At 72.9% G+C, this 26448-nt stretch carries 21 protein-coding genes, 1 pseudogene and 1 riboswitch; of the genes and pseudogenes, 7 read left to right on the top strand and 15 right to left on the bottom strand.

All coding sequences use genetic code 11. The features are described from left to right. Positions 1–150: 150 nt before the first annotated feature. Positions 151–504, bottom strand: a complete 354-nt coding sequence (locus AB0G84_RS02230; RefSeq protein WP_361314181.1) for a hypothetical protein — start codon at positions 502–504, stop codon at positions 151–153. Between the two features lie 10 nt (positions 505–514). On the opposite strand from AB0G84_RS02230, the gene AB0G84_RS02225 reads away from it, so the two are divergent. Then, complete coding sequence (locus AB0G84_RS02225; protein ID WP_361315086.1) at positions 515–1909, top strand: D-alanyl-D-alanine carboxypeptidase; 1395 nt, start codon at positions 515–517, stop codon at positions 1907–1909. A gap of 24 nt (positions 1910–1933) precedes the next feature. Here AB0G84_RS02225 and AB0G84_RS02220 read toward each other — a convergent pair whose 3' ends face one another. From AB0G84_RS02220 to glyA, 4 genes are all read right to left on the bottom strand, one after another. Next, positions 1934–2836 (bottom strand): YihY/virulence factor BrkB family protein, encoded by a 903-nt coding sequence (locus AB0G84_RS02220; protein ID WP_361314178.1) that lies wholly within the window; start codon positions 2834–2836, stop codon positions 1934–1936. A 193-nt stretch (positions 2837–3029) separates the two neighbouring features. Further along, the gene (locus tag AB0G84_RS02215) at positions 3030–3614 is read right to left on the bottom strand and encodes a 2'-5' RNA ligase family protein (RefSeq protein ID WP_361314176.1); all 585 of its coding nucleotides are present in this window, start codon (positions 3612–3614) and stop codon (positions 3030–3032) included. Positions 3615–3799: 185 nt separating this feature from the next. Beyond that, entirely contained in the window at positions 3800–4864 is a 1065-nt protein-coding gene (gene trpS / locus AB0G84_RS02210) for a tryptophan--tRNA ligase (RefSeq protein ID WP_361314173.1), read from the bottom strand. A gap of 95 nt (positions 4865–4959) precedes the next feature. Next, on the bottom strand, positions 4960–6246 hold the full coding sequence (gene glyA, locus AB0G84_RS02205; RefSeq protein ID WP_361314171.1) for a serine hydroxymethyltransferase: 1287 nt from the start codon (positions 6244–6246) through the stop codon (positions 4960–4962). Between the two features lie 39 nt (positions 6247–6285). Further along, a riboswitch (ZMP/ZTP riboswitch) is annotated at positions 6286–6376 on the bottom strand. 203 nt (positions 6377–6579) lie between these two features. On the opposite strand from glyA, the gene rocD reads away from it, so the two are divergent. Continuing rightward, positions 6580–7785, top strand: coding sequence for an ornithine--oxo-acid transaminase (gene rocD, locus AB0G84_RS02200; protein ID WP_361314168.1), 1206 nt, complete (start codon positions 6580–6582; stop codon positions 7783–7785). 85 nt (positions 7786–7870) lie between these two features. On the opposite strand, the gene AB0G84_RS02195 is transcribed toward rocD, so the two are convergent. Together AB0G84_RS02195 and AB0G84_RS02190 are read right to left on the bottom strand one after the other, a co-directional pair. Beyond that, on the bottom strand, positions 7871–9061 hold the full coding sequence (locus AB0G84_RS02195; RefSeq protein WP_361314166.1) for a glutathionylspermidine synthase family protein: 1191 nt from the start codon (positions 9059–9061) through the stop codon (positions 7871–7873). Between the two features lie 17 nt (positions 9062–9078). Beyond that, on the bottom strand, positions 9079–9468 hold the full coding sequence (locus tag AB0G84_RS02190; RefSeq protein WP_361314163.1) for a hypothetical protein: 390 nt from the start codon (positions 9466–9468) through the stop codon (positions 9079–9081). Positions 9469–9584: 116 nt separating this feature from the next. On the opposite strand from AB0G84_RS02190, the gene AB0G84_RS02185 reads away from it, so the two are divergent. Then, positions 9585–10457, top strand: a complete 873-nt coding sequence (locus AB0G84_RS02185; protein WP_361314161.1) for a hypothetical protein — start codon at positions 9585–9587, stop codon at positions 10455–10457. Positions 10458–10537: 80 nt separating this feature from the next. On the opposite strand, the gene AB0G84_RS02180 is transcribed toward AB0G84_RS02185, so the two are convergent. Further along, positions 10538–15835 (bottom strand): Ig-like domain-containing protein, encoded by a 5298-nt coding sequence (locus tag AB0G84_RS02180; RefSeq protein ID WP_361314159.1) that lies wholly within the window; start codon positions 15833–15835, stop codon positions 10538–10540. A 455-nt stretch (positions 15836–16290) separates the two neighbouring features. Between AB0G84_RS02180 and AB0G84_RS02175 the strand changes: the two genes are divergently transcribed. After that, complete coding sequence (locus AB0G84_RS02175) at positions 16291–16812, top strand: GNAT family N-acetyltransferase (protein ID WP_361314157.1); 522 nt, start codon at positions 16291–16293, stop codon at positions 16810–16812. Between the two features lie 121 nt (positions 16813–16933). Here the strand turns inward: AB0G84_RS02175 and AB0G84_RS02170 are convergent, their stop codons facing one another. Continuing rightward, on the bottom strand, positions 16934–18412 hold the full coding sequence (locus tag AB0G84_RS02170) for a PLP-dependent aminotransferase family protein (RefSeq protein WP_361314155.1): 1479 nt from the start codon (positions 18410–18412) through the stop codon (positions 16934–16936). A 47-nt stretch (positions 18413–18459) separates the two neighbouring features. On the opposite strand from AB0G84_RS02170, the gene AB0G84_RS02165 reads away from it, so the two are divergent. After that, the gene (locus tag AB0G84_RS02165; RefSeq protein ID WP_361314152.1) at positions 18460–19014 is read left to right on the top strand and encodes a carboxymuconolactone decarboxylase family protein; all 555 of its coding nucleotides are present in this window, start codon (positions 18460–18462) and stop codon (positions 19012–19014) included. A 34-nt stretch (positions 19015–19048) separates the two neighbouring features. Then, entirely contained in the window at positions 19049–19849 is an 801-nt protein-coding gene (locus AB0G84_RS02160) for an isocitrate lyase/phosphoenolpyruvate mutase family protein (RefSeq protein ID WP_361314150.1), read from the top strand. Positions 19850–20049: 200 nt separating this feature from the next. Here AB0G84_RS02160 and AB0G84_RS02155 read toward each other — a convergent pair whose 3' ends face one another. Beyond that, complete coding sequence (locus AB0G84_RS02155; RefSeq protein ID WP_361315083.1) at positions 20050–20508, bottom strand: carboxymuconolactone decarboxylase family protein; 459 nt, start codon at positions 20506–20508, stop codon at positions 20050–20052. A 211-nt stretch (positions 20509–20719) separates the two neighbouring features. Here AB0G84_RS02155 and AB0G84_RS02150 point away from each other — a divergent pair, with 211 nt between their 5' ends. Then, positions 20720–22147, top strand: a complete 1428-nt coding sequence (locus AB0G84_RS02150) for a PLP-dependent aminotransferase family protein (protein ID WP_361314148.1) — start codon at positions 20720–20722, stop codon at positions 22145–22147. A 139-nt stretch (positions 22148–22286) separates the two neighbouring features. Here AB0G84_RS02150 and AB0G84_RS02145 read toward each other — a convergent pair whose 3' ends face one another. The 5 genes and pseudogenes from AB0G84_RS02145 to AB0G84_RS02125 all read right to left on the bottom strand — a co-directional run bounded on the left by AB0G84_RS02145 (position 22287) and on the right by AB0G84_RS02125 (position 26448). Continuing rightward, positions 22287–23447 carry a hypothetical protein gene (locus AB0G84_RS02145; RefSeq protein ID WP_361314146.1) on the bottom strand — a complete coding sequence of 387 codons (1161 nt, stop codon included), beginning with the start codon at positions 23445–23447 and terminating at the stop codon, positions 22287–22289. 284 nt (positions 23448–23731) lie between these two features. Next, positions 23732–24370 (bottom strand): annotated as a pseudogene (locus tag AB0G84_RS02140) (nucleotidyl transferase AbiEii/AbiGii toxin family protein); the annotation flags it as partial. Then, positions 24367–24732, bottom strand: coding sequence for a hypothetical protein (locus tag AB0G84_RS02135; protein WP_361314144.1), 366 nt, complete (start codon positions 24730–24732; stop codon positions 24367–24369). The gene AB0G84_RS02135 and the pseudogene AB0G84_RS02140, both read right to left, overlap by 4 nt. A gap of 246 nt (positions 24733–24978) precedes the next feature. Beyond that, positions 24979–25233 (bottom strand): hypothetical protein, encoded by a 255-nt coding sequence (locus tag AB0G84_RS02130; protein WP_361314141.1) that lies wholly within the window; start codon positions 25231–25233, stop codon positions 24979–24981. Between the two features lie 219 nt (positions 25234–25452). Beyond that, positions 25453–26448 (bottom strand): ABC transporter substrate-binding protein, encoded by a 996-nt coding sequence (locus AB0G84_RS02125; RefSeq protein ID WP_361314139.1) that lies wholly within the window; start codon positions 26446–26448, stop codon positions 25453–25455.

Raw genomic sequence — 26448 nt, 5'->3', positions numbered from 1 at the left:
CCTCCGCCGACTCCGTCACGACGAATGGCTCACATCGCAGGGTGAGCACGGCCTTTCACCCAAGGTGAGGGGGTGTCGCGGAGCGCTGTTCCGGGCCGTCCGCGACCGGGCGTCGTACTGCCCGCCGCGGGCGGTGCGGCGCGGCTGCGGTCAGCCGGCCGTCGTTCCGCTCTGGTCGTCCGACGCTCCGGACCGGTCGTCCGCCGCGGGCTCGCCCGCCCCGGCCGTCGCCTCGCGCCGCAGGGCCCGTACCCCGCGGAACCCGATCACTCCGATTGCCGTCCCCAAGAGAAAGGAAACCACCGCGAGCGCGAGATGGACCCAGAAGTAGGCGGTCGGGTCACCTGCGTCGTCGAAGGCGAGTCCGCTGCCGTCCTTCCAGAGGTTCTTGACGAAAGTGATCCAGATGAACCAGCTCCACACCCCGAAGGCGAGCAGGAACCAGGCCACGGGGCGCGAGAGACTCGTGGAGGTGCGGGGGCCGGCCCCGGAAGAACGCAGCATGCGTCCCAGTATGGGCAGCGGCTCCATCCGGCGGTCGGGAGGGGCACTCTTCCGTGGGGTGCTGTCGGCGGCGGCGTCGAAGGGGGGTACGTTCAGCGACGTGCCGACGACCTTCTGTGCCTCCACGGCTCTGCCCGATCCGACCGTCCCGGCTAACGCGTCCGGCAACGCCGGGCGCGCGGCGCGTCACGGCCTGCCCCTGCGCACGCTCACCGCGCTCGCCGCCTCCGGGCTGCTGGCCACCCCGCTGCTGGCCGGCACCGCGCACGCCGATCCCAAGGCGCCCGCTCCGCCGGCGAAGATGTCCAAGGTCGGCGGGGACCGGCTGGGTACGCCCGGCGTCCAGGTGCAGCCGGGCGCCGGTGCGCCGAAGCTGCCGGGGCCGGACGCGCTGACCGCCCGTTCCTGGATCGTCTCGGACGCCGAGTCCGGCAAGGTGCTGGCCGCCAAGAACCCGCACTGGCAGCTGGCGCCGGCCAGCACGCTGAAGATGCTGTTCGCGGACACGGTGCTGCCGAAGTTCCCCAAGGACACCAAGCACACCGTTAAGCCCGCCGATCTGGCCGGGATGGGCGCGGGCAGCAGCCTCGTGGGGATAAAGGAGAACCTGACCTACTCGGTCCACGACCTGTGGCTGGGCGTGTTCCTGCGGTCCGGCAACGACGCGGTGCACACCCTCTCGGCCATGAACGGCGGGACGAAGGCGACCGTGACGGAGATGCAGCAGCGCGCCAAGGAGCTGAACGCCCGCGACACCCATGTGGTGACGCCGGACGGCTATGACGCGCCGGGCCAGGTCTCCAGCGCCTACGACCTGAGCCTGTTCGCCCGGGCGGGGCTGCAGAACGCCGACTTCCGCGAGTACTGCTCGACGGCGAGTGCGCAGTTCCCCGGGGACAAGGGCAAGAACGGCAAGCGGGCGACGTTCGGCATCCAGAACACCAACCGGCTGCTGAGCGGCGACTACGACATCAAGCCGTACCCCGGCATCGCGGGGGTGAAGAACGGCTCGACGACCAACGCCGGGTCGACCTTCACCGGTGTCGCCCAGCGCGGTGACCGCAAGCTGCTGGTGACGGTCATGAACCCGGAGAAGAAGGAGCACAACGAGGCCTACCGGGAGGCCGCCCGGCTCTTCGACTGGGGCTTCGCGGCGGCCGACAAGGTGGAGCCGGTCGGCCGGCTGGTCGGGCCGCACGGCGAGGACGACGGTACGGGCGCCGGCGGCAAGCGCCGGGACGGGCACGGCAGCACCCAGGCCGCGCTCAACGACTCCGGCGGCACCGGCGGCGCCTGGACCGCGGCGGGGATCGCCGGCGGTGCGCTGGTGCTGTGCGGCGCCGTGGGACTGGTGGTGCGCCGCCGCTGGCCGCGGGCCGGGCGGGGGCGCGGCGCGGGGCAGTGAGCCGCCCGGTGGGGCGGCCGGGCGTCAGGCGCCCGGCCGCCCTTCCGGTGCCGCCGTCTCCGCCTCGTCCGCCGTGCCCGGCTGCCGGGCCGTGGCCGTCCAGGCGGCGCAGTACACCAGCAGCTTGGCGGTGAAGTTGATCCACAGCAGCAGCGCGATCGGAGTGCCGAAGGCGCCGTAGATGTTGCGCGCGGCGACGCCCCGGAGGTAGCCGCTGAGCAGCAGCTTGAGCAGTTCGAAGCCGATCGCGCCGAGGAAGGCCGCGATCACCACGGCGCGGCCCGGCGGCCGGACGCCGGGGAACCGGGTCAGGATGTAGGCGAGCAGCACGACGTCCGCGAGGACGGCGATGCAGAAGCCGGCGGCGGCCAGCAGCCCGGCGCCGACGCCGCGCTCGGGCAGCCCGACGGCGTCGGCTGCCCGGCCGACCGCCGCGGTGGCGAAGGCCGAGCCGGCCAGCGAGACCAGGGCGACGCCGCCGAGGCCCAGCAGCAGGGCGCCGTCGCGGAGCTTGCCGAGGAAGAAGTTGGTGTCCTCGCCGTCCCGCTCCCAGACGGCGCGCAGGCAGTCGCGCAGCGACTCGACCCAGCCGATGCCGGTGAGCAGCAGCAGGGCGCCGGCGACCAGGCCGACCGTGGCGGCGTTGGCTACCAGGGCGGCCAGGTCGAGCTGTCCGGAGATCCCGGGGAACTGTTCGGCGATCTTGCCCTGGAGCTTGTGTAGCTGGCCGTCGCTGAGCAGTGCGGCGCCGATCGCGGCGGCGACGGTCAGCAGCGGGAAGAGGGCGACGAAGCTGGTGAAGGTGATCGCGGCGGCGAGCCGGGTCCACTTCACCCGCAGCATCCGCTGGTAGGCGTGCCAGGGGTGGGTGGTCATCAGCCAGGCGACGGCCGGCCCGATCACCGGCAGCTTGCTCAACCAGTCCATGGCGTTCCCCTCGTGCCCGGCCGCCGACCGGCCCGGGCCGGTCGTCCGGCGTGCGCTCCGGACACTCCGGAACCCTAGCCTCCGGCTACCCCGGAAATCCGGTGGGACATCCGGGTCGGTGCTGCCGGGCGGGCGTGGCGCAGGCGGCGGCCGTCCCGCGCCGGGGACGGGCGGGACGTGCTGCGGGCGAGTGCTAGCAGGACGGTGCCGGCGGCCGGGAGAGGTCCGCGGCCTGGCGCGGGACGGCGGCGGTCCGGGGGCCGAAGGGGTACTCGCGCACCAGCCGCCACACCGCGTCCGCGCCCTGCTCGTAGCGGGCGAAGCCGTTGATCGTCCAGGTCGCGGAGAAGTCCGCGAGCTCGGCCTGGGCGCGGTCCATGGCGTCCTCGGCGATGCCGTGCGCGACGGTCACGTGCGGGTGGTAGGGGAACTGCAGCTCGCGGGCGCAGGGGCCGGAGGCGGCGCGCACCCGGGCCTGTACGGCGGTGCAGCCCGCCGCGCCCTCGGTGACCTTGACGAAGACCACCGGGGAGAGCGGGCGGAAGGTGCCGGTGCCTTCCAGGCGGAGCGGGAAGGGGCGGCAGCCGGCCGCGACCTCGGCGAGGTGGCGCTCGATGCCGGGCAGCTCCTCGGCCTGCACCTCGGTCGGCGGGAGCAGGGTGATGTGCGTGGGGATGCCCCGTGCGGCGGGATCTCCGAAGCCCTCGCGCTCCCGTTGGAGGAAGCGGCCGTACGGCTCCGGGACCGCGATCGAAACGCCCAGCGTTACGGTCCCCACTGCGCTCTCCCTCCTGACGTGTGTGCGACGCGCTCGCGCACCCCTCTTAGTGTGCCGGGTGCGCGCCCTTCGCGGGGAGCGTCCTCGGCCCCCGCGCCGGGCGGGTCCACGGGCCCCCGCGGACGGGGCCCGACCTCCGTGCGGTCCGTGCGGGGGCCCGGACCGGACCCCCGCGGACCACCCCGTCAGTGCTTGGCCGGCAGGAATCCGAGCCGGTCATACGTGGTGGCGAGGGTCTCGGCGGCCACCGCCCGGGCCTTCTCCGCGCCCTTGGCCAGGACCGAGTCCAGCGTCTCGGGGTCGTCCAGGTATTCCTGGGTGCGGTCCCGGAACGGTGTGACGAAGTCGACCATCACCTCGGCCAGATCGGTCTTCAGCGCGCCGTACATCTTGCCCTCGTACTTCTCCTCCAGCTCCGCGATCGAGGCGCCGGTGAGGGAGGAGTAGATGGTGAGGAGGTTGGAGACGCCGGGCTTGTTCTCGGCGTCGTAGCGGATCACGGTGTCGGTGTCCGTGACGGCGCTCTTGACCTTCTTCGCGGAGGCCTTGGGCTCGTCGAGGAGGTTGATCAGGCCCTTGGCGGTGGAGGCCGACTTGCTCATCTTGGCCGACGGGTCCTGGAGGTCGTAGATCTTCGCCGTCTCCTTGAGGATGTACGCCGACGGGAGCGTGAAGGTCTGGCCGTAGCGGCCGTTGAAGCGCTCGGCCAGGTCGCGGGTCAGCTCGATGTGCTGGCGCTGGTCCTCGCCGACCGGGACCTGGTGGGCCTGGTACAGCAGGATGTCGGCGACCTGCAGGATCGGGTAGGTGAACAGGCCCACGGAGGTGCGGTCGGCGCCCTGCTTGGCGGACTTGTCCTTGAACTGCGTCATCCGGGAGGCCTCGCCGAAGCCGGTGAGGCAGTTCATCACCCAGGCGAGCTGGGCGTGCTCGGGCACATGGCTCTGCACGAACAGGGTGCAGCGCTCCGGGTCCAGGCCGGCGGCCAGCAGCTGGGCGGCCGCGATCCGGGTGTTGTGGCGCAGCTCGGCCGGGTCCTGCGGAACGGTGATCGCGTGCAGGTCGACGACCATGTAGAAGGCGTCGTGGGACTCCTGCAGGGCCACCCACTGGCGCACCGCACCGAGGTAGTTGCCGAGGTGGAAGGAACCGGCGGTGGGCTGGATGCCGGAGAGCACACGCGGACGCCGGGAGGCGGGGCCGTTGCCCTGGGGGCCGTGGTCGGTGACGGGCGCACTGTCGAGAGCCATGGCACCGATTGTCTCAGGTCGTACGGGCTCCCCGGTCCGCGGTCGGGAAATCGCCCGGGGGCGGCCGGTTGGCGCCCCCGGGCGATTCGGGCGGCTCAGCCGGCGACCGGCAGACCGGGTGCCGGGTGGGCGGCCATCAGCGCGGCGACCTCCGCGCGGATCACCGTGAGCGCCTCCTCGTCGCCCTTCGCCGCGGCCCGAACGCCTCGGTCGATCCACGCGGCGACCTGCGGCATCAGGTCGGTGCCCAGCCCGCGGGAGGTGAGCGCGGGGGTGCCGATGCGGATGCCGGAGGGGTCGAAGGGCTTACGGGGGTCGAAGGGGACGGTGTTGTAGTTGACGACGATGCCGGCCCGGTCCAGGGCCTTGGCGGCCACCTTGCCGGGGACGTCCTGGGCGGTGAGGTCGATCAGCACCAGGTGGTTGTCGGTGCCGCCGGAGACCAGGTCGTACCCGCGGGCCAGCAGCGCCTCGGCGAGCGCCTTGGCGTTGGCGACGACGGCGTGCGCGTAGTCGCGGAACGACGGGGCCGCGGCCTCGCGCAGGGCGACCGCGATGGCGGCGGTGGTGTGGTTGTGTGGACCGCCCTGGAGCCCGGGGAAGACGGCCTTGTCGACGGCCTTGGCGTGGCTCGCCCGCGACATCAGCATCGCGCCGCGGGGGCCGCGCAGGGTCTTGTGGGTGGTGGTGGAGATGACGTCGGCGTGCGGGACCGGGGAGGGGTGCGCACCACCCGCGATCAGGCCGGCGATATGGGCGATGTCGGCGACCAGGACGGCGCCGGTCTCCCGGGCGATCTCGCCGAAGGCGGCGAAGTCGATGGTGCGCGGGACGGCCGTACCGCCGCAGAAGATGATCTTCGGGCGTTCCTTGCGGGCCAGGTCGCGCACCTCGTCGAAGTCGATCAGCGCGGTGTCCGGGCGGACGCCGTACTGGACGCCGCGGAACCAGCTGCCGGTCGCCGAGACGCCCCAGCCGTGGGTGAGGTGGCCGCCCATCGGCAGCGCCATGCCCAGCACGGTGTCGCCGGGCTCGGCGAAGGCGAGGTAGGCGGCGAGGTTGGCGGGCGAGCCCGAGTACGGCTGGACATTGGCGTGTTCGACGCCGAAGAGGCCCTTGGCGCGCTCGACGGCCAGCGTCTCGACGCGGTCGATGTTCTGCTGGCCTTCGTAGTAGCGACGGCCCGCGTACCCCTCGCTGTACTTGTTCTGCAAGACCGTGCCGGTGGCTTCCAGGACTGCGGCGGAGACGTAGTTCTCGCTGGGGATCAGCCGCAGGGTGTCGGCCTGGAGCCGCTCCTCGGCGCCGACCAGCGCGGCGAGTTCAGGGTCGGCGGCGCTCAGCGCGGGACGGGCGGTGGAGTGCGAAGGGGGAAGTGACATGGCGTCCTCCGGGGCGCTCGATCGGTGGTCCGGTCGGGTCCCGGGTGCCCAGGCGGGCGGCACCTCGTGGGGGTGGCCGCACACCGCTTCCTCGGGGTCACTTCCCCGTACGCCAGTCGCGGTGCGCACCGCCGAGTCTAGACGCCGCCGCACGGCCCGGTGCCGGGGACACCCGACCGCCGGCGCACGGCGGGCGCCGGGGACACCCCACCGCCCACACACCTTCCGAACGGAACGCCTGCGCGGCAATATAGAGGGCATATCGCCGCATATCCCCTGCTCCCCTCCCCTGCCCCCTGCACCCCCTGCACGGCCCAGCGAAACGGAGTCACGGTGACGTCCACGGAACGCAGCATCGCCGCCGCCGAAGCACACAGCGCGCACAACTACCACCCGCTCCCCGTCGTCGTGGCGACCGCCGAGGGCGCCTGGATGACGGACGTGGCGGGCCGGCGCTACCTGGACATGCTCGCCGGCTACTCCGCGCTGAACTTCGGACACGGCAACCGCCGCCTGCTCGACGCCGCCCGGGCCCAGCTGGAGCGGGTCACCCTCACCTCGCGCGCCTTCCACCACGACCGGTTCGGCGACTTCTGCACCCAGCTCGCCGCGCTGTGCGGGATGGAGCTGGTGCTGCCGATGAACACCGGCGCCGAGGCGGTCGAGACGGCGGTGAAGACCGCCCGCAAATGGGGCTACCAGGTCAAGGGCGTCCCGGACGGCCGGGCGAAGATCATCGTCGCCGAGAACAACTTCCACGGCCGCACCACCACCATCGTCTCCTTCTCCACCGACCCCGAGGCCCGCGCCGGCTTCGGCCCGTACACCCCCGGCTTCGTGACCGTCCCCTACGGCGACCTCGCGGCCCTGGAGGCGGCCGTCGACGCCGACACCGTCGCCGTCCTGCTGGAGCCGATCCAGGGCGAGGCGGGCGTGCTGGTGCCGCCGGCCGGCTATCTGGCCGGCGTACGGGAGCTGACCCGGCGCCGGAACGTGCTGTTCATCGCCGACGAGATCCAGTCCGGCCTGGGGCGTACGGGCCGGACCTTCGCCTGTGAGCACGAGGACGTGGTCCCGGACATGTACGTACTGGGCAAGGCGCTGGGCGGCGGTGTGGTGCCGGTGTCGGCGGTGATCTCCTCCCGCGAGGTGCTGGGGGTCCTCGCACCGGGCGAGCACGGCTCGACGTTCGGCGGCAACCCGCTCGCCTGCGCGGTGGCCCTGGAGGTCATCGCCATGCTGCGGACCGGCGAATTCCAGCAGCGGGCCACGGAGTTGGGCGACCACCTGCACAGCGAACTGCGGCTGTTGGTCGGCGAGGGCTCGGTGGACGCGGTGCGCGGCCGGGGCCTGTGGGCCGGGGTGGACATCACCCCCTCCCGCGGCACCGGACGGGCCGTCTCCGAGCAGCTGATGGACCGCGGGGTGCTGGTCAAGGACACCCACGGCCAGACGATCCGGATCGCCCCACCGCTGGTGATCAGCAAGGAGGACCTGGACTGGGGGCTGGCGCAGCTCCGCGGGGTACTGGAGGCGTGAGGGCGCGGCGCACACGTGCAGCGGGCGACCGGCGGGCGAAGGGGCCCCGGCCGCTCGCTGCGCCATGTGCGCCGGCCGGGGCCGCTCAGCGGATCACATGGGGCACGAAGCGCGCGTACTCGTCGGTGACCGGCCCCGCCGACTCGCGGATGCCCAGCCCGGCCGCCTCGTCCTCGACGACCCAGGCGCCGAGCACCACCCGGTTGCCGTCGAAGTCCGGCAGCGGCGCCAGCTCCTGGTAGCAGCAGGGGTCGTCGGCCCCGCGCGGCTCCGGCTCCTCGCCCGGGGCGTGCAGGGTGACCCCCGCGCCCTCCCGGCCGAACAGCGGCTTGGCGGCCCAGCCGCGGGTGGTGGCCAGTTCGCGGGGGCCGTCGAGGTAGGCGGGCAGCAGGTTCGGGTGGCCGGGGTAGAGCTCCCACAGCACCGCCAGCAGCGCCTTGTTGGAGAGCAGCATCTTCCAGGCGGGCTCGATCCAGAGGGTGGAGCCGGTGCCGCCCCCGTTGTCGAGGGTGTCCAGGACGTGCGGGCCGAAGTCGTCGGTGGCCAGCCACTCCCACGGGTAGAGCTTGAAGCAGGCGCGTACGAAGCGCAGCCGCTGGTCGACGAAGCGGCCCGAGAGCCGGTCCCAGCCGATCTCCTCCACCGGGATGGTGAGCGTCGCAAGGCCCGCCTGCTGGGCGGTCTCCTCCAGGTAGGCCACGGTCATCAGGTCCTCCCCGAGCTCATCGCCCGCGGAGTGCGCGAAGTGCACCGGCGCGCCCGGCGGCAGCAGCTGCGCCTGCCGCTTCCAGGCCGCCACCAGCCGCTCGTGCAGCGAGTTCCACTGGTCGGCGCCCGGGAAGCGCTCCTCCATCCAGAACCACTGCGGGCTGGCCGCCTCGACCAGCGAGGTCGGTGTGTCGGCGTTGTACTCCAGCATCTTGGCCGGGCCGGTGCCGTCGTAGTGCAGGTCGAACCGCCCGTAGAGGGAGGGCAGTTCGTCCCGCCGCCGCCAGGACTCGGCGACCAGGCGGGCCAGCCGGGGGTCGTCGATGCCGAGGTCGGCGAAGCGGTTCTGCTCGACGATGTGCGCGGCGGCGGCCAGGCACATGCCGTGCAGCTCCTCGACGACCTCCTCCAGCGCCTCGACCTCGGGGAGGGTGAACGCGTAGTAGGCGCTCTCGTCCCAGTACGGGCGCAGCGCCCCGTCCGGGTAGCGGGTCAGCGGATAGATCAGGCCCTGCGCCTCGACGGTCTGCTGCCAGCCGGGGCGGGGCTCGATGGTGTGGCGTTCCATCGGGGTGCCGGGCCCGCTCAGCCGCCGTAGGAGCCGTGGCCGCCCGAGCAGCCGAAGCCGCCGCGGTTGACGGCCGTGCTCTTGCTGAAGGTGCCGCTGTCGGCGTACGAGCCGCCCTTGTTGTCCGGGTCGTAGTACCACTGGGCGTCGACCGGCTGCCGGCTGCCGCCGCGGCCGTTCTTGCCGTACCCGCCGCCGGTGCCGCCGGTCCCGGAGGACGACGAGCCGCCCGCGGAGCAGTTCTTGGAGTCGACGATGCGGTAACCCTTGACCATGTCGTAGCTGTTGCGGTCCACGCAGCGCTTGTCGGGCTCGGAGCCGCAGGACGTCAGGGCCGCCGCCAGCGCCCCCATGCCGCCCAGGATCACCGTGCTCGACCGCAGCCGCCGACGCGCCTTCTCCGCCATCTTCCGTATCCCCCGTGAAACAGACGTCCGAACAGACGAGCAAGCCTAGAGGGGAGCCGCCCGCTCCCGGGCAGGGCCCCTGCCCGGTTTCCGACTCGCCCCCTACAGTCGGCTCCATGGTCCTTGGGATGATCTGCGCCCTTGCTTCCGCGGTGTGCTTCGGCACCGCCTCCGTCCTACAGGCGGTGGCCGCCCGGGACACCCCGTCCGGTACGGGGGCCGGGGTCGATCCGCGGCTGCTGCTGCGGGTGTTGAAGCAGTGGCGGTTCCTGCTCGGGCTGGCGCTGGACGGCGTCGGTTTCGTACTGGAGCTGATCGCGCTGCGGGCGCTGCCGATCTACACGGTCGGGGCGGCGCTCGCGGCCACCCTGGCGGTGACGGCGGTGGTGGCGGCGCCGGTGCTGCACCTGCGGCTGCGCCCCCGCGAGTGGCTGGCCGTGGGGGTGGTCTGCGGCGGACTGGCGCTGCTGGCCCTGGCCTCCGGCGAGGAGGGACATCTGCGCGGCGGCACCGGGCTGCGGGTCGCGGTGCTGGTCTTCGCCCTCGCGCTGCTGGCGTTGGGATTCCTGGCCGGGCGGCTGCCGGACCGCTCCCGGGCGGCGGTGCTCGGGCTCGGCGCCGGGCTGGGCTTCGGTGTGGTGGAGGTCGCCGTCCGCCTCCTCGACGGCTTCACCCCGTCCGCGCTGCTGGCCAACCCGGCGAGCTACGCCCTGCTGATCGGCGGCGGCACCGCGTTCCTGCTGCTCACCACCGCCTTCCAGCGCGGTTCGGTGACCGCCGCCACGGCCGGCATGGTGATCGGCGAGACGATCGGCCCGGCGCTGGTCGGGGTCGCCTGGCTCGGCGACCGCACCCGGCCGGGCCTGGCGCCGCTGGCCGTCCTCGGTTTCGGGTGTGCGGTGGCCGGTGCGCTCGCCCTGGCCCGCTTCGGCGAGGCGCCGGCGGCGGAGCCGGACGCGACGCCGGACGCGACGCCGGGCCGTCCCTGAGGGAACGGCCCGGCGTGCCGGCGCGCCGCACGCGCCAGGGGGTCGGATCGGAAGGGTCGTCGTCGGGATGGTCGTGTGCCTTACGGCCCGACCGGGCTGACGGTCTGGGTGTCCGTGTCGCTGGAGCCGGTGAAGTTCCCGTCGCCGCCGTAGACCGCCGTGACGAGGTAACTGCCCGGTGTGGTCAGCGCGGTGCTGACCGCGGCGACTCCGCTGCCGTCCAGGGTTCCGGTGAGGGTCACCGTGTTCACGCCGTCGGTGATGGTGAAGGTCACCGTCCCAGTCGGGATGCCCAGCGCGGGTGCCACCGCCGCGACGAACGCGATGAAGGCCACCGTGTCACCGGAGTTGGACGGGTCGGGGAACGAGGTGACCGTGGTGGTCGTGGACGCCTGGTTCACCGTGTGGGTGTCCGTCCCGGTGGAACCGGTGAAGTTGGCGTCCCCGCTGTAGGTCGCGGTCACCGTGTGCGCGCCGGCGTCCAGCGAGCTGGTGGTGACGCTCGCCGTGCCCCCGGTGACGGTGGCGGTCAGCGAGCCGCCGCCACCACCGCTGATCACAAAGGTCACGGTGCCGGTCACGGTGCCGGAACCGGGCGCGACCGGGGTGACCGTCGCGGTGAGGGTCACCGGCTGCCCGACGGCGCTCGGGTCCGGGGTGGAGGTGACCGTGGTCGTGGTCGCCGCCTGGGCCACGGTCTGGGTGTCGGTGCCGCTGGAGCTGGTGAAGTTGGCGTCACCGCTGTAGGTCGCGGTCACCGTGTGCGCACCGGCGTCCAGCCCGGTGGACACGCTCGCGGTGCCCGCGGACAGCGTCGCGGTCAGCGTGGGACCACCGCTGATCACGAACGTCACCGTGCCGGTCGGGGTACCGGCACCCGGCGCCACCGCCGCCACGGTGGCGGTGAAGGTCACCGACTCCCCGGCCACGGACGGGTCCGGCGACGAGGTCACCGTGGTCGTGGTCGCCGCCTGGGCCACGATCTGGGTGTCCGTACCGACCGAACCGGTGAAGTTGGCGTCACCGCCGTACGTCGCGGTCACGGCGTACGCCCCGGCCGTCACCAGGCCGCTGGTGCTGACGGTGACCGCCCCTCCGCTGAGGGTCCCGGTCAACGTCACCGTGGTCGCCCCGTCGGTGGCCACGAACGTCACCGTGCCCGTCGGGGTACCGGCGCCCGGAGCCACCGGCGCCACCGTCGCGGTGAAACTCACCGACTGCCCCACCACGGACGGGTCCGGGGTGGAGGTGACCGTGGTCGTGGTCGCGGCCTGGACCACGGTCTGGGTGTCGGTGCCGCTGGAACCGGCGAAGTTGGCGTCCCCGCCATAGGTCGCGGTCACCGTGTGCGTACCGGCGGCCAGCGCGCTGGTGGAGGCGGTCGCCACTCCCCCGACCAGGGTCGCGGTCAGCGTGGGACCACCGGTGACCACGAACGTCACTGTGCCGGTCGGGGTACCGGAACCCGGCGGCACGGCCGTGACGGTGGCCGTGAAGGTCACCGACTGGCCCACCACCGACGGATCCGGCGCGGACGTGACCGTCGTGAGGGTCGACGCCTGCGTCACCGTCTGGGTGTCCGTACCGACCGAGCCGGCGAAGTTGCCGTCGCCGCTGTACGTCGCGGTGACGGTGTACGTCCCGGCCGTCACCAGCCCGCTGGTGGTGACACTGGCCGACCCCGCACTCAGCGTCCCGGTCAGGGTCACCGTGGTGACGCCGTCGGTGGCGAGGAAGGTGACCGTGCCGGTGGGGACGCCGGCACCCGGCGAAACCGGGGTGACCGTGGCGGTGAAGGTCACCGGCTGACCCACCACCGACGGATCCGGGGTGGAGGTGACCGTGGTGGTGGTCGCCGCCTGGCTCACCGTCTGGGTGTCGGAGCCGCTGGAACCGGTGAAGTTGGCGTCCCCGCTGTAGGTCGCGGTCACCGTGTGCGAACCGGCGGCCAGCGCACTGGTGGAGACGCTCGCCATGCCCCCGACCAGGGTCGCGGTCAGCGTGGGACCGCCCGTGATCACAAAGGTCACGGTGCCGGTCGGCGTACCGGCGCCCGGCGGCACGGCCGCGACGGTGGCCGTGAAGGTCACCGACTGGCCCACCACCGACGGATCCGGCGATGAGCTGACCGAGGTCGTGGTCGCCGCCTGACCCACCGTCTGGGTGTCCGTACCGACCGAGCTGGCGAAGTTGGCATTGCCGCTGTACGTCGCGGTCACGACGTACGCCCCGGCCGTCACCAGCCCATTGGTGCTGACGGTCGTCGACCCCGCGCTCAGGGTCCCGGTCAACGTCACCGTGGTCACCCCATCGGTGGCCACGAACGTCACCGTCCCGGTGGGCGTCCCCGCACCCGGCGCCACCGGCGCCACGGTCGCGGTGAAACTCACCGTCTGCCCCACCACCGACGGATCCGGCGTGGAGCTGACCGTGGTCGTGGTCAGCGCCTGCAGCACCGTCTGGGTGTCCGTACCGACCGAGCCGGTGAAGTTGGCGTCACCGCTGTAGGTCGCGGTGACGGTGTAACTCCCGGCCGTCACCAGCCCGTTGGTGCTGACGGTCGCCGACCCCGCGCTCAGGGTCCCGGTCAACGTCACCGTGGTCACCCCATCGGTGGCCACGAACGTCACCGTCCCGGTCGGGGTACCGGCGCCCGGCGCCACCGCCGCCACCGCCGCGGTGAAACTCACCGACTGCCCCACCACCGACGGATCCGGCGAGGTCGACACCGACGTGGTCGTCGCCGCCTGGGTCACGGTCTGGGTGTCGGTGCCGCTGGAACCGGTGAAGTTGGCATCGCCGCTGTACGTCGCGGTGACGGTGTACGTCCCGGCCGTCACCAGCCCGTTGGTGCTGACGGTCGCCGACCCCGCGACCAGGGTCCCGGTCAATGTCACCGTGGTCACCCCATCGGTGGCCACGAACGTCACCGTCCCGGTCGGGGTACCCGCACCCGGCGCCACCGCCGCCACCGCCGCGGTGAAACTCACCGACTGCCCCACCACCGACGGATCCGGCGAGGTGCTGACCGTCGTCGTGGTCGCCGCCTGGTTCACCGTCTGGGTGTCGGTGCCGCTGGAACCGGTGAAGTTCCCGTCTCCGCTGTAGGTCGCGGTGACCGTGTGCGTACCAGCGGCCAGCGCACTGGTGGTGACGCTCGCGGCTCCCGCGACCAGGGTCGCGGTCAGCGTGGGACCGCCCGTGATCACAAAGGTCACGGTGCCGGTCGGGGTGCCCGACCCCGGCGACACCGGCGCCACCGTCGCGGTGAACGTCACCGGCTGACCGACCACCGACGGGTCCGGCGAGGAGGTCACCGTGGTCGTGGTCGCCGCCTGCGTCACCGTCTGGGTGTCGGTACCGACCGAGCCGGCGAAGTTGGCGTCCCCGCTGTACGTCGCGGTCACCAGGTGCGAACCCGCGCCGAGCGCGCTGGTGGTGACGCTCGCCGTGCCGCCGGAGAGCGGGGCGGTGAGCGTGGGACCGCCCGTGATCACGAAGGTCACGGTGCCGGTGGGGGTGCCGGCGCCCGGCGGGACCGGTGCGACCGTCGCCGTGAGGGTGACCGGCTGCCCCGCCACGGACGGGTCCGGCGACGAGCTGACCGTGGTCGTGGTCGCCGCCTGCAGCACCGTCTGGGTGTCGGTGTCGCTGGAGCCACCGTAGTTGGCGTCCCCGCCGTAGGTCGCGGTGACGGTGTAGACGCCGGCGGTGACCAGCCCGCTGGTGCTGACCGCCGCGACCCCGCTGCCGTCGAGCGTGCCGGTGAGGGTGACGGTGGTGAGCCCGTCGGTGGCCACGAACGTCACGGTGCCGGTCGGGACGCCGCCGCCGGGAGCCACCGGCCCCACGAAGGCGGTGAGGGTGACCGGCTGCCCCACCACGGACGGGTCGGGGAAGGTGGTGACCGTGGTCGTCGTCGACGCCTGGTTCACGGTCTGGGTGTCGGTGCCGCTGGACCCGCTGAAGTTGGCGTCCCCGCTGTAGGTCGCGGTCACGGTGTGGCTGCCGGCGCTCAGCGAGCTGGTCGTCACGCTCGCGGTACCGCCCGACAGGGTGCCGGTCAGGGTGCCCCCGCCGCCGCCACTGATCACGAAGGTGACGGTGCCGGTCGGGGTGCCCGCGCCGGGCGGGACCGGCGCGACTGTCGCCGTGAAGGTCACCGGCTGCCCCACCACCGACGGATCCGGCGTGGAGGTGACCGTGGTCGTGGTCGAGGACTGGCCAACGGTCTGGGTGTCGGTGCCGGTGGAGGTGTTGAAGCTGGCGCTGCCGTTGTAGGTCGCGGTGACCGTGTGCGTACCGACGCTCAGCGCGCTGGTCGACACCGTCGCCACGCCCCCGGACAGCGTCCCCGTCAGCGTGGGACCACCGGAGATGACGAAGGTGACCGTGCCGGTCGGGGTCCCCGCGCCCGGTGCGACCGGCGCGACGGCCGCGGTGAAGGTGACCGTCTGCCCGGAGGCCGAGGGGTCGGGCGCCGAGGTGACCGTGGTGGTCGTCGACGCCTTGTTCACGGTCTGGGTGTCGGTACCGGTGGAACTAGTGAAGTTGACGTCCCCGCTGTAGGTCGCGGTGACCGTGTGCGAACCGACGCTCAGCGCACTGGTCGACACCGTCGCCACACCCCCGGACAGCGTCCCCGTCAGCGTGGGACCACCGGAGATGACGAAGGTGACCGTGCCGGTCGGGGTGCCGGCGGCGGGCGGGACGGGCGCGACGGTCGCCGTGAAGGTCACCGTCTGCCCGAACACCGAGGGGTCGGGGGACGAGGTGACCGTGGTGGTCGTCGCGCCGTTGGACTGGACGGTCTGGGTATCGGTCCCCGAGGACGCCGCGAAGTTGCTGCTGCCGTTGTAGGTGGCGGTGATCGCATGGGTGCCGACGCTGAGGCTGCTGGTCGTGACCGTGGCCGTACCGCCTACCAGGGGCGCCGTCAGCGTGCCGCCCCCGCCGCCTCCGATGACGAAGGTGACCGTGCCGGTCGGGGTGCCCGCACCCGGTGCCAGCGCGGTGACGGTGGCGGTCAGGGTGACCGGCTGCCCGAACGTCGAGGGGTCGGGGGACGAGGTGACCGTGGTCTTGGTCGACGCCTTGTTCACGGTGAGGATCGTGGAGCCGGAGGACGGCGAGAAGAAGGCGTTGCCGTTGTAGGTGGCGGTGATGTTGTGGAGCCCGACGGACGGTGCGCTGGTGGTGACGGTCGCGGTGCCGCCGACCAGGGTCCCGGTCAGGGTGCCCCCGCCGGCGACGACGAAGGTCACGGTGCCGGTGGGTGTGCCCGGTCCGATCGGGATGACCGTTGCGGTCAGTGTCACGGTTTGTCCGAAGACTGCCGGATTCGGCGCTGCGGACACCAACGTGATGGTAGGTGCCATAGTGCGGCCCTTCGAGTGGGTGGAGGGTGGCGGGCCGTCAGCCTCCGCGCCGAGCCGAACTGCTCGGGAGGCGCTGGCATCCTGAGGGATGGCGCCGGGCACCATCAGGTAATGGGGATGCGCAGGTGCACACCGATTCCTCCCCCGGATGGGTGACCCGCCGGTCTATAGCATCAGTAAGGGTGTTGACCGATCCGCCGTGCCAGAGTCGTTCCCGGGATTACCCTGAATGGCGCAGCGCTCATCGCCCCGGCGTCACGCACGGCGTGCACCACGGACAGAGGGAGTGCGTACGCCGGTGCAAGCCGTCCGCCGTCCTGCGCCCGCGCACCGTAGGTCGCGCCAACGGCCGCTCCGCACACCATGGTTGACCAGGCGATGCGCCCGGCACGGCGGCGGGACCAGGGGCGGCATTCTTGCTGCGCGCCGCCCGGGCCACACCTACGCTGATCTTCATGGACGACGAACTCGGCATGGACTTGACGCTCCGTCATCCCACCCCGGCGGACCACGCACGGCTCCGCGTGGCGCTGGCCGAGTGGTGGGGCGACCAGGGTGGGGACGCGGGGGCGCGGCAGCGCCAGTCCCTGCTGCCGCGGCTGTTCCTCCAGCACTTCGCCGACACCAGCTTCCTGGTCGAGCGCCCGGACCACACCCCGCAGGCGTTCTTGATCGGCTTCCTCTCCCAGACCGACCCCGCGACCGCCTATGTCCACATCGTGGCCGTCCACCCGGACGGCCAACGGACCGGGTTGGGCAGCGCCCTCTACCGCCGGTTCTTCGCGCTGGCACGGGCGGCCGGCCGCACCCAAATCCGCTGCATCACCAGCCCCGGCAACCGCAACTCGATCGCGTACCACACCCGTATGGGGTTCCGGCTGGAGCCGGGGGACTGGACGGATGAGCACGGGGTGCCGGTGCACCGGGACTACGACGGACCGGGACTGGACCGGGTGTCGTTCGTCCGGGAGCTGTGACGCCGCGGCCCGGCAGCGCCCGCACCTGACCACCGGCGCCCGTGGCCGCCGGGACCCGTCACCCCCGGCGCCCGCCGCCGGGGCCCCGCACCGCCGGGGCCCCGCGCCGCCGGAGCCCGCGCTACTCCCCCGGCGGCAACGCCCTTACCAGCGCGTCCAGGACGCCGCTGAAGGAGTGGTCGGGCGGGGTGCCGTAGGCGACCACCAGGGCGTCGCGGGGCACCGGCGGGGCGGCGGGGTCGCGGAAGGCGCTCAGGCCTTCCAGGGCGAGACCTTGCCAGCGGGCCGCCTCCACGATGGACCGCTCGGTGCCGGGCGGGAGTTCCAGTACGGCGTGGAGTCCGGCGGCGATGCCGGAGACATGGACGTGCGGCGCCCGCTCGGCCAGCGCCGCGACCAGCTGGTCGCGGCGGCGCCGGTAGCGCAGCCGCATCCCGCGCAGATGCCGGTCGTAGCCGCCCGAGGAGATGAACTCGGCGAGGGTGAGCTGTTCCAGCTGCCCGGACTGCCACTCGCCGGTGCGCTTGACCGCGAGCAGCGGGTCGACCAGGCGGTCCGGCAGCACCATCCAGGCCAGCCGTAGCGCCGGAGCCAGGCTCTTGCTCGCGGTGCCCAGGTAGACGACGTGGTCGGGGTCGAGGCCCTGAAGGGCGCCGACCGGCTGCCGGTCGTAGCGGAACTCCCCGTCGTAGTCGTCCTCCAGGACGTAACCGCCGGTGGCACGCGCCCAGTTGACGACCTCGGCACGGCGGTCGGGGTGCAGGGGGACGCCGGTGGGGAACTGGTGGGCGGGCGTGAGCAGGGCGGCGGCTACGTCCGCTACGCCATCGCGAGCGGTCAACTCATCGATTCGGGCGCCGTGTTCGTCGACGGTGAGGGGAACGGTGCGGTGGCCGGCGCGCTGGAGGACGCCGCGGTGGAAGTCGAGCCCGTACGCCTCGGTGGCCAGCGGACCGGCGTCCAGGGTGCGGCCGAGCAGGGCCAGCGCCTGCATGAAGCCGGTGCAGATCACGATGCGGTCGGGGTCGGCCCGTACGCCGCGGGCGCGGGCCAGGTAGTCGGCGAGGACGGCGCGCAGCTCCGGGCGGCCCGCCGGGGTGCCGTAGCCGAAGGCCTCGCTGGGCGCGGCGGTCAGCGCACGGCGGGCGGCGGCGAGCCAGGCGGTGCGGGGGAAGGCGGAGACGTCCGGGGTGCCGGGGGTGAGGTCGAAGCGCGGGCGGCCGGTGCGGTGGACGGGGCCGGGCGCGCGCCGGGCGACGGGGGCGGGGCCGGAGGCGCGCCGGGCGACGGGGGCGGGGCCCGGCAGCGCCCTCCCCCGCACGCCGTCCGGCAGGTGCCCCCAGGCGACGCGGGTGCCGGAGCCCTGGCGGGCGCTCAGCCAGCCCTCCGCGACCAGTTCGGCGTAGGCGTCGGCGACCGTGTTGCGGGCGATGCCGAGGTCGGCGGCGAGCGAACGGGAGGACGGCAGCCGGGTGCCGGGGGCCAGCCGGCCGGAGCGTACGGCCTCGCGCAGGGCGCGCATCAGGGCGGCCCGCAGCCCACCCGGACCGGTGAGGTCCAGGTGCAGGTCACGACCGAAAGTGGCCCAGGAATCCGCCATGGAAGTGGACCATACAGCTGTGCCACTACCGCCGTAGCGTGCTCACCATGACCACCGAGAACACCCTGGTGCACACCGCCGAGAACGCCCCCGTGCACGCCTCCGAGAACGCCCCCGGGAACACCCCCGCAACGGCACCGCAGCCCACCCACGCCCACGGCCCCCGGCTGCACTGGGCGAAGCTCGCCCCCGAGGTCTACAAGGCCATGATCGCGCTGGACGTCGCGGCCCGGAAGGGGCTGGACCGGACGCTGGTCGAGTTGGTGAAGATCCGCGCCTCGCAGCTCAACCACTGTGCGTTCTGCCTCGACATGCACCTCACTGAGGCCCGCAAGGCCGGGGAGAGCGAGCAGCGCATCGTCCTGCTCAGCGCCTGGGAGGAGGCCGGCGGCCTCTACACGGAGAAGGAGCGGGCCGCCCTCGCCCTGACCGAGGCGATCACCATGCTGGCTGGGGGAGGCTTCGTCCCCGACGCCGTCTACGAGCGCGCCGCCGCCCACTTCGAGGACGCCGAGCTCGCCCAGCTGATCGCGATGATCAACACCATCAACGCCTGGAACCGCTTCGCCGTCGCCACCCGCATGACCCCGGGGCAGGCATGAGCACCGCCCCGGCCCGCCTCCCGGGCGGCGACACATGACGGCCGCCGCGCTGCGCGCCCTGCACCACGGGCCGGAACTCCCCCTGGTGCTGCCCGGCCCCTGGGACGCGGCCAGCGCCCGGGTGTTCGCGGACGCCGGCTTCCCGGCACTGGCCACCCCCAGCGCGGGGGTGGCGGCCTCGCTGGGGTACGAGGACGGGCGGACCCCGCCGGACGAGATGTTCGCGGCCGTCGCCCGGATCGCACGGTCAGTGGACGTCCCGGTCTCGGCCGATGCGGAGGCCGGGTATGGGCTGTCCGCACGGGAGTTGGTCGGCCGGCTCCTGGACGCCGGCGCGGTCGGCTGCAACCTGGAGGACACCGACCACGCCACCGGTGCGCTGCGGGAGGCGCAGGAGCAGGCGGACTGGCTGGCGGAGGTACGCGCCGAGGCGGGCGGGGCGCTGGTACTCAACGCCCGGATCGACACCTACCTGCGCGGCGTCCACGACCGGGACGAGACGGTACGCCGCGGCCGGCTGTACGCCGCGGCGGGCGCCGACTGCGTCTACCCGTTCGCCGCCCCACCCCCGTTGTTGGCCGAGCTTGCCGCGGCCATCGGCCTCCCGGTCAACGCCGTGGCCCTCCCGGACGGCCCCGGCCCACGGGAGCTCGGCGCCCTGGGGGCGGCCCGGATCACCTTCGGACCCGCACTCCAGCGGCGGGCGATGGCATCGGTGGCGGAGACGGCCGCCGCGCTGCGGACGGAACTGCGGCCAGGGACGCCGTCCGAGCGGGCCGGCCGCGGTGGTCGGGGTGGCGGGCCGCCACGGACGGACCCGCCGACGGAGAGCTGAGCGACCGGGCCGGGCGTACGGAGCCGGGGGCCGGCGGGGGGCGCGTACGGAGCCGGGGGCCGGCGGGGGCGCGTACGGAGCCGGGGGCCGGCGGGCCGGCGGCCCGGCGTGGGCGTACGGGGGCGTCCGCGCCGGCCACCAGGGCCGGGGCCGGCCCGTCGGCGTGGGCCTATAGGGGTGTGAGCGCCGGCCCGCCGGGCTCACCGCTCGTCGGTTCCCGGCACCTTCGCCGTACTGAGGGCGATCCGGTTCCAGGTGTTGATGGTGAAGATCAGCGCCAGCAGTCGGGCCAGCTCGTCCTCCGCGAAGTGCCGCGCCGCGCGCCGGTACACCTCGTCCGGCACCCCGTCCCGCGCAATCAGGGTCACCGCCTCAGTGAGCGCGAGGGCGGCCCGTTCCTTCTCCGTGAAGAAGTGTCCCGCCTCCTGCCAGACGGCGACCATGTGCAGCCGCTCCTCGCTCTCCCCCGCCTTGCGGGCGTCGGTGGTGTGCATGTGCAGGCAGTACGCGCACTTGTTGAGCTGTGAGGAGCGGATCTGGACCAGCTCCACCAGGGCCGGGTCCAGCCCCTCACGGGCCGCGGCGTCGAAGCCGATCAGCGCCTTGAAGGCCTTCGGCGCGGCCTTGGCGAAGTTCACCCGGGGGCCGTGGACCACCACGCCCTCGGCACTCTCACAAGTCGCCCCGTCCGCCCTCCCGTTCGCCCTCGCGTTCACCGTCTCGACCGCCGTCTCGTTCACCATGCCGTTCGCCATACCGTTCGCCATGCCGTTCGCCATTCCGTCCGCCACGTCCGCCATCTCCTTCGTCATCTCCTTCGTCATGACTCGAATCTAGAAGCGCAGGCGACCGGCTGTAGGGTGCATTTCCATGCCGAAATCGTGGGTCAATCTCACGGCGGGCCTGGGCGCCGATCTGCACCTGGATCTGACCGGTCCCGGCGGCCGTCGCGCCGTCCTCGCCCGTGCCCTGCGAGACGCCGTACGCTCCGGCCGGCTGGCCCCCGGCACCCGGCTGCCGCCCTACCGTTCCCTCGCCGCCGACCTCGGCATCGCCCGCAACACCGTCGCCGACGCCTACGCCGAACTCGTCGCGGAGGGCTGGCTGAGCGCCCGTCAGGGCTCCGGCACCCGGGTGGCGCACCGCGCCGAGCCGCTCGCCCCCACCCGCGCCCCCGCTCCCCCCGTCCCAGCTGCCCGCCCGACCCACACGCTCCTCCAGGGGCAGCCGGACGCCGCCTCCTTCCCCCGTACCGCCTGGCTCGCCGCCGCCCGCCGTGCGCTGACCGCCGCCCCGCACGAGGCCTTCGGCCCCGGAGACCCGCGCGGCCGCCCCGAACTGCGCCGCGCCCTGGCCGACTACCTGGCGCGCACCCGCGGGGTGCGCACCGACCCCGACCGCATCGTCATCTGCTCCGGGTTCGCCCATGCGCTGCGGCTGCTGTTCCCCGCCGTGCTGCCCGATCCGCTCGCCGTCGAGTCGTACGGCCTCGCCTTCCACCGCGCGCTCCTGGCCACCGCGGGCGTCCGCACCCACCCACTCGCCATCGACGAACACGGTGCCTGCACGGGCGAGTTGACCGCACACGACGACGTAGGCGCCGCCCTGCTCACCCCCGCCCACCAGTTCCCCACCGGCGTCCCCCTCCACCCCGACCGCCGTGCCGAGGCCGTCAACTGGGCCCGTGCCACCGGGGGTTATCTGATCGAGGACGACTACGACGGGGAGTTCCGCTACGACCGCCGGCCGGTCGGCGCCCTCCAGGGCCTGGATCCCGAGCGGGTGCTGCACATCGGCTCGGTCAGCAAGAGCCTGTCCCCGGCGCTGCGGCTGGGCTGGATGGTGCTGCCCGCCCGGCTGGTGGACGCCGTACTGGCGGTGAAGGGCGAGCGGGAGGCCTGGGCGGGCGTCACCGATCAGCTCACCCTCGCGGAGTTCCTCACCCACGGCGCCTACGACCGCCATATCCGCCGGATGCGGCAGCGCTACCGCCGCCGGCGCGACCGGCTGATCGAGGCGGTGGCGGCGCACGCCCCGCAGCTGGCGGTCACCGGGATCGCCGCCGGCCTGCACGCGGTCGTGGAGTTCCCCGGGGACTCCGCCGCCGCGGAGGAGGACAGTGCGCTGCGGGCCGCCCGCTGGCAGGGCCTGGCCCTCGACGGTCTGGCGTCCTACCGCCACCCGGAGGCCACCATGCCGCCCCGCCACGGCCTGGTCGTGGGGCATGCCACCCCGTCGGAGAGCGCGTTCCCGGCGGCGCTGGCGGCCCTGTGCCGGGCGCTGCCGGCGGCGCCGTAGGTCCGGGGCCACGGCCCCCGGGACTTCCGCTGACGCACCGCGGCCCTGGCACACCGGTACGCCGGCGTGCCAGGGCCGCGGTGACGCGGGGGGGGACCGGGGCGGCTCCAGGACACGCACTACGCCCGGTCCGCGCCGCCTACTGCCCGGCGAACTTCCGGCTGACGGCGGTGAAGACGCGCTCGGCCTCCGGGCCCAGGTGCGGGCCGGCGAGCCAGGTGTGGGCGTTGGAGCTGATCGAGGTGTTGGAGACCAGCGTCAGCTTGCTGCCCCGGTTGACGAACCAGCCGCCGCCGGAGGTCCCGCCGGTCATGGTGCAGCCGATGCGGTCCATGGCGGGGGTGCCCTGCTGCATGACCAGGCGCCCCGGGCGGTCCAGGCAGGCCATCATCCGCGCCCCGTCGTACGGCGGCGCCGCCGGGTAGCCGAAGGCCTTCAGGGTGCTGATGCCGTTTGCGGAGGGGGCGTTGAACCAGACCTGGGCGGCGGCGCCCACGGTCTCCTGGAGCGACTTGCCGCTGCCGTTCTCCGGCTTGACGTGCAGCACCGCGAAGTCGTACGCGGAGCCGCCGTTGCCGCTCTCCTGACTGCCCATGTCGATCCACTCACCGGAGGTGGAGATCCAGTCCGCCCAGAAGCGGCCGTAGGGGGTGACCTGCTGGGCGGGGGTGCTGTCGACCTGGTTCATCGGGACGCCGCTGTCGTTGTACGACGGCACGAACACGATGTTGCGCATCCAGCCGCCCTGCTTGCCCGAGTGCACGCAGTGGCCGGCCGTCCACACCAGGTTGGACTTGCCCGGGTGCGCCGGGTCCTCGACGATCGTGCCGGAGCAGACCATCGGGCCCTTGGGGCTGTCGAAGAAGATCTTCCCGACCGGGGCCATGTTCCGGTGGTAGGGGCGGGCGACCTGCTCGGCGGTGACCGGCCGCGGCTCGGGGTCGGTGGCGTCGAACTCACTGCCCGCGCCGGTGGCCTGCACCCCGATCTCGGGGGCGGCCTTCGCCTTCGCCAGCCGGTCGTTCTTCCAGTGGTCCTTGATGATCGGGTTGGCGAAGTCCTGGGCCTTGCGGGCCCACTCGTCCCAGTTCTGCCAGCCGCCGTCCTTCCACTTCTTCAGGCCGTCGATGCTGGTGGGCATGCCCTTGGGCAGTCCCGGACCTCCGCCGCCCTTGTGGTCGGTGGCCGAACTCCCGCTTCCCGCAGCCGAGTTCTCGCTCGGGCCGCAGGCGGTGACGGTGACCGCGAGCAGTGCGGCCAGGGCCGCGGTCGCGGCGGTGGAGCGGCGGATGGATGGCATGGCGCGAGTCCCCCTGATACCCGGCGGCGCCGCCCCGTCCCGGGCCACGCCGCGTGTGTGTCATGTCCCTTACCGGACCCGCTCTACTATGCCGCCATCGCCCGGCCGCCCCACGAGCGGGCCCTCGGGACGACGAGAAGCTTCCGTTACGGTGCCGGTTTTCCCCTTTGCGGGGGAGTACGGGTTACTTGGCGACAGCGGGAGGGAGGCGCCGACGCCAAGACGAAACCGGCCCCTACTGGCGTCAGCGAGGGCCAGTCCTCGTACGCGTCTGTTTCCCGCGCCAGCCGCTCGTCGAGGTCGCCGGCCCACTGCTGGGCCCAACTTCTCAAGGCAGTGGTGTCGTCCTCGGTGAGACCGTAGGCAGCGAATTCCTCGTCGTCGTACCACTCGGCGCCGGCCAGACGATCGCGCAGGTCATCCAGGCGGAAGGCGTCGCGTCCGTGGCGTTGGCCGAGGTGCTCGAGTTCCGGGTGGGTGCGGCGTTCGGCTGCGGCGTGAACGTCGATGAGGTCCCGAACAGCGCCGCGGTCGGCCAGGGCGCGGACTTTGGTGCCGATGACGTCATCGAGCGACAGGACCGGGCCGTACTCGGTGTCGCAGGGCGGCGACCACAGGTTTTCCTTAAGGATGTCGACTTCACACGCCGCGCCGTCGGCGTCAGTGGCCACAAGCCGGGCGGAGAGCGGGTCGGCGCTGATCACCGTGGTGTGCCAGCCTCGCTCGGACAGGCCCTGCTGGAGGGCGCGGGCGATGTCGGCCATGGGCGCGGGGTTCTCGGTGGCGACGGCGAGGTCCTGACTGAGGCGGTCGACCAGTCCGTGGGCCTGAACGGCGTAGCCGCCGGTGATGACCAGGGGGTAGGGACTGCCGATGGCGAGTACGTCGGCCAGGAGGCGGTGGTGGAGTGCGCTGAGGTTCACGCGGCTGCGGACGTCCCGCCGGCCAGAGCGGGGAAGGCCGCTTCCCACACCTCGCGGATGTGCCGGCTGACAAGAGTCCGCAGCACGGGCCACTGCGAGACCAACAGTTCGCTGTCGAGCAGCGCGGTGAGGTCGTCGCGCTGTCCTTCGGCCAGGACGGTGCGGTAGTAGCTCATGCGCTGGCGGGGCCGGTGCAGGTCGTAGGTCCGCAGGCCGGACCAGGCGATGTGCAGCGGCAGCTCGACCTCGCCGTGGGTGGGGCCGGTGAGGTCATGGAGGGAGGCTGGCAGGCGGTCGGCGTACCGCTGGCGCAGCACGTCTGCGGCGGACGGTGCGGCGGCGGGGATGGACTCCGAAACCATGCCGTGATTATCCCCTGCCGAAGCACTGACGGGTACCGTCGGGGCCCGACCGGCCCATTTGAGCGATCGCTCCTGTGCGGTGACCTCCGCGACGCCCACTCTGGAGACCGCGGAAGCAGCGCGCCCCAGGGCGCCCCCGCTTTCGGCCCACCTCTTCATCAGGATCGCAATCTGGGCCAGGAGGAGGATGGTCGTGCTCCAGCGGGAGCCGTCATCGAGATCCACGGAGACGTCGACGCTGGAGGCCTACCGCCGCGCCGGTACCCGGGGATCGCGGTACACCGGCCCGCCCTGTGGGCCCGCCAAGCCCGCCAGGCCCGGCTGGGCCGGGGTCGAGACCCCGTGGCGGAAGTCCCGGTGCTGGTCGGCGGTGGGGTACCACTGCTGACGGCAGCGGCAGCACCACCAGCGCCAGTTGTCCCAGTCGGTGTCGGTGTGCGTGGTGTCCTTCCACAGCAGGGAGTCGCACTTGGGGGTGGGGCACTTCGGCGGCAGCGGCATGGGGCCAGCCTCATGGGCCGGGTGCCGTGGCGCGCGGTGACGCGAGGGCGGCCATCCGAACGAGTGATGCCGGCGGCCGGGCCGGAGACGAAGGGGCCGGAGGCGGTGGGGCCGGAGGCGGTGGGGCCGGAGGCGGTGGAGCCGTACGCGAAGGAGCCGTACGCGAAGGGGGGTGAGGGCCGTCGGGCCCTCACCCCCCTTCGCGCGTCCGGTAGGCGGCTACTTCTTCTTCGGCAGCCACTGCTTCCAGACATCCGGGTGCTTCTGCACCCACTTCTTGGCCGCCTCATCGGCCGAGAGGCCGCCCGAGGCGATGGACTCGGAGACCTCGTTCTGGTCGTCCTTGGTCCACTTGAAGTTCTTCAGGAACGCCGCGGCGCTGCCGCCCTTCTTGGCGAACTCGGTGTTGAAGAACTTCTGCAGCGGAGTGGTCGGGTACGCGCAGTCGATCGACGTCGGGTCCTTGGCACCCTTCGCCGCACAGGCGTCGGTGTACTTGGGGAGCTTGACCTCCACCATCGGCACCTGGTTGAAGAGCCACTGCGGCTCGTACCAGTACGTCAGGAAGGGCTTCTTCTCCTTGGCGAACTGCTTGATCTGGGTGATCTGGGCCGCCTCGGAGCCGGCGAAGACGACCTCGTAGTTGAGGTGCAGGTTCTTCACCAGGGCCTTGTCATTGGTGACGTAGGACGGCGAACCGTCCATCAGCTGGCCCTTGTTGCCGCTCTCGGACGTACGGAGCTGCTTGGCGAACTTGTTGAGGTTCTTCCAGTTGGTGACCTCGGGGTGCTTGTCGGCCCAGTACTTGGGGACGAACCAGCCGATGTGGCCGGTGACGCCGTTGCCGCCGCCCGCCGTGATGGTCTTCTTGTCCTTGACGTACCGCTTCTCCTGGTCCGGGTGGCCCCAGTCCTCCAGGATCGCGTCGACCCGGCCCTGGCTGAGGGCGTCCCAGGCGGGGATCTCGTCCACCTGGACGGTGTCGACGTGGTAGCCCATCTCGTGTTCGAGCAGGTACTTGGCCACCGCGACGTTCGACTGGGCGCCGACCCAGGTCTGCACCGAGAGTGTGACCGACTTGGAGCCCTTGGCCGCGGCGAACGGCGAGGTCTGCTTGGTCATGTCGGCCTTGCCGCAGGAGGACAAGGAGAGGGAGAGGACCGCCGTGCCGGCCAGCGCGGCCGCCCCGATAGTCATGGTGCGCTTACGGGACAT

The organism is Streptomyces sp. NPDC020742 (assembly GCF_040641675.1).
Classification (GTDB): Bacteria; Actinomycetota; Actinomycetes; order Streptomycetales; family Streptomycetaceae; genus Streptomyces.
The sequence above is the reverse complement of the archived record's forward strand: the minus strand, read 5'-3'. Positions and strand labels throughout refer to the sequence as shown.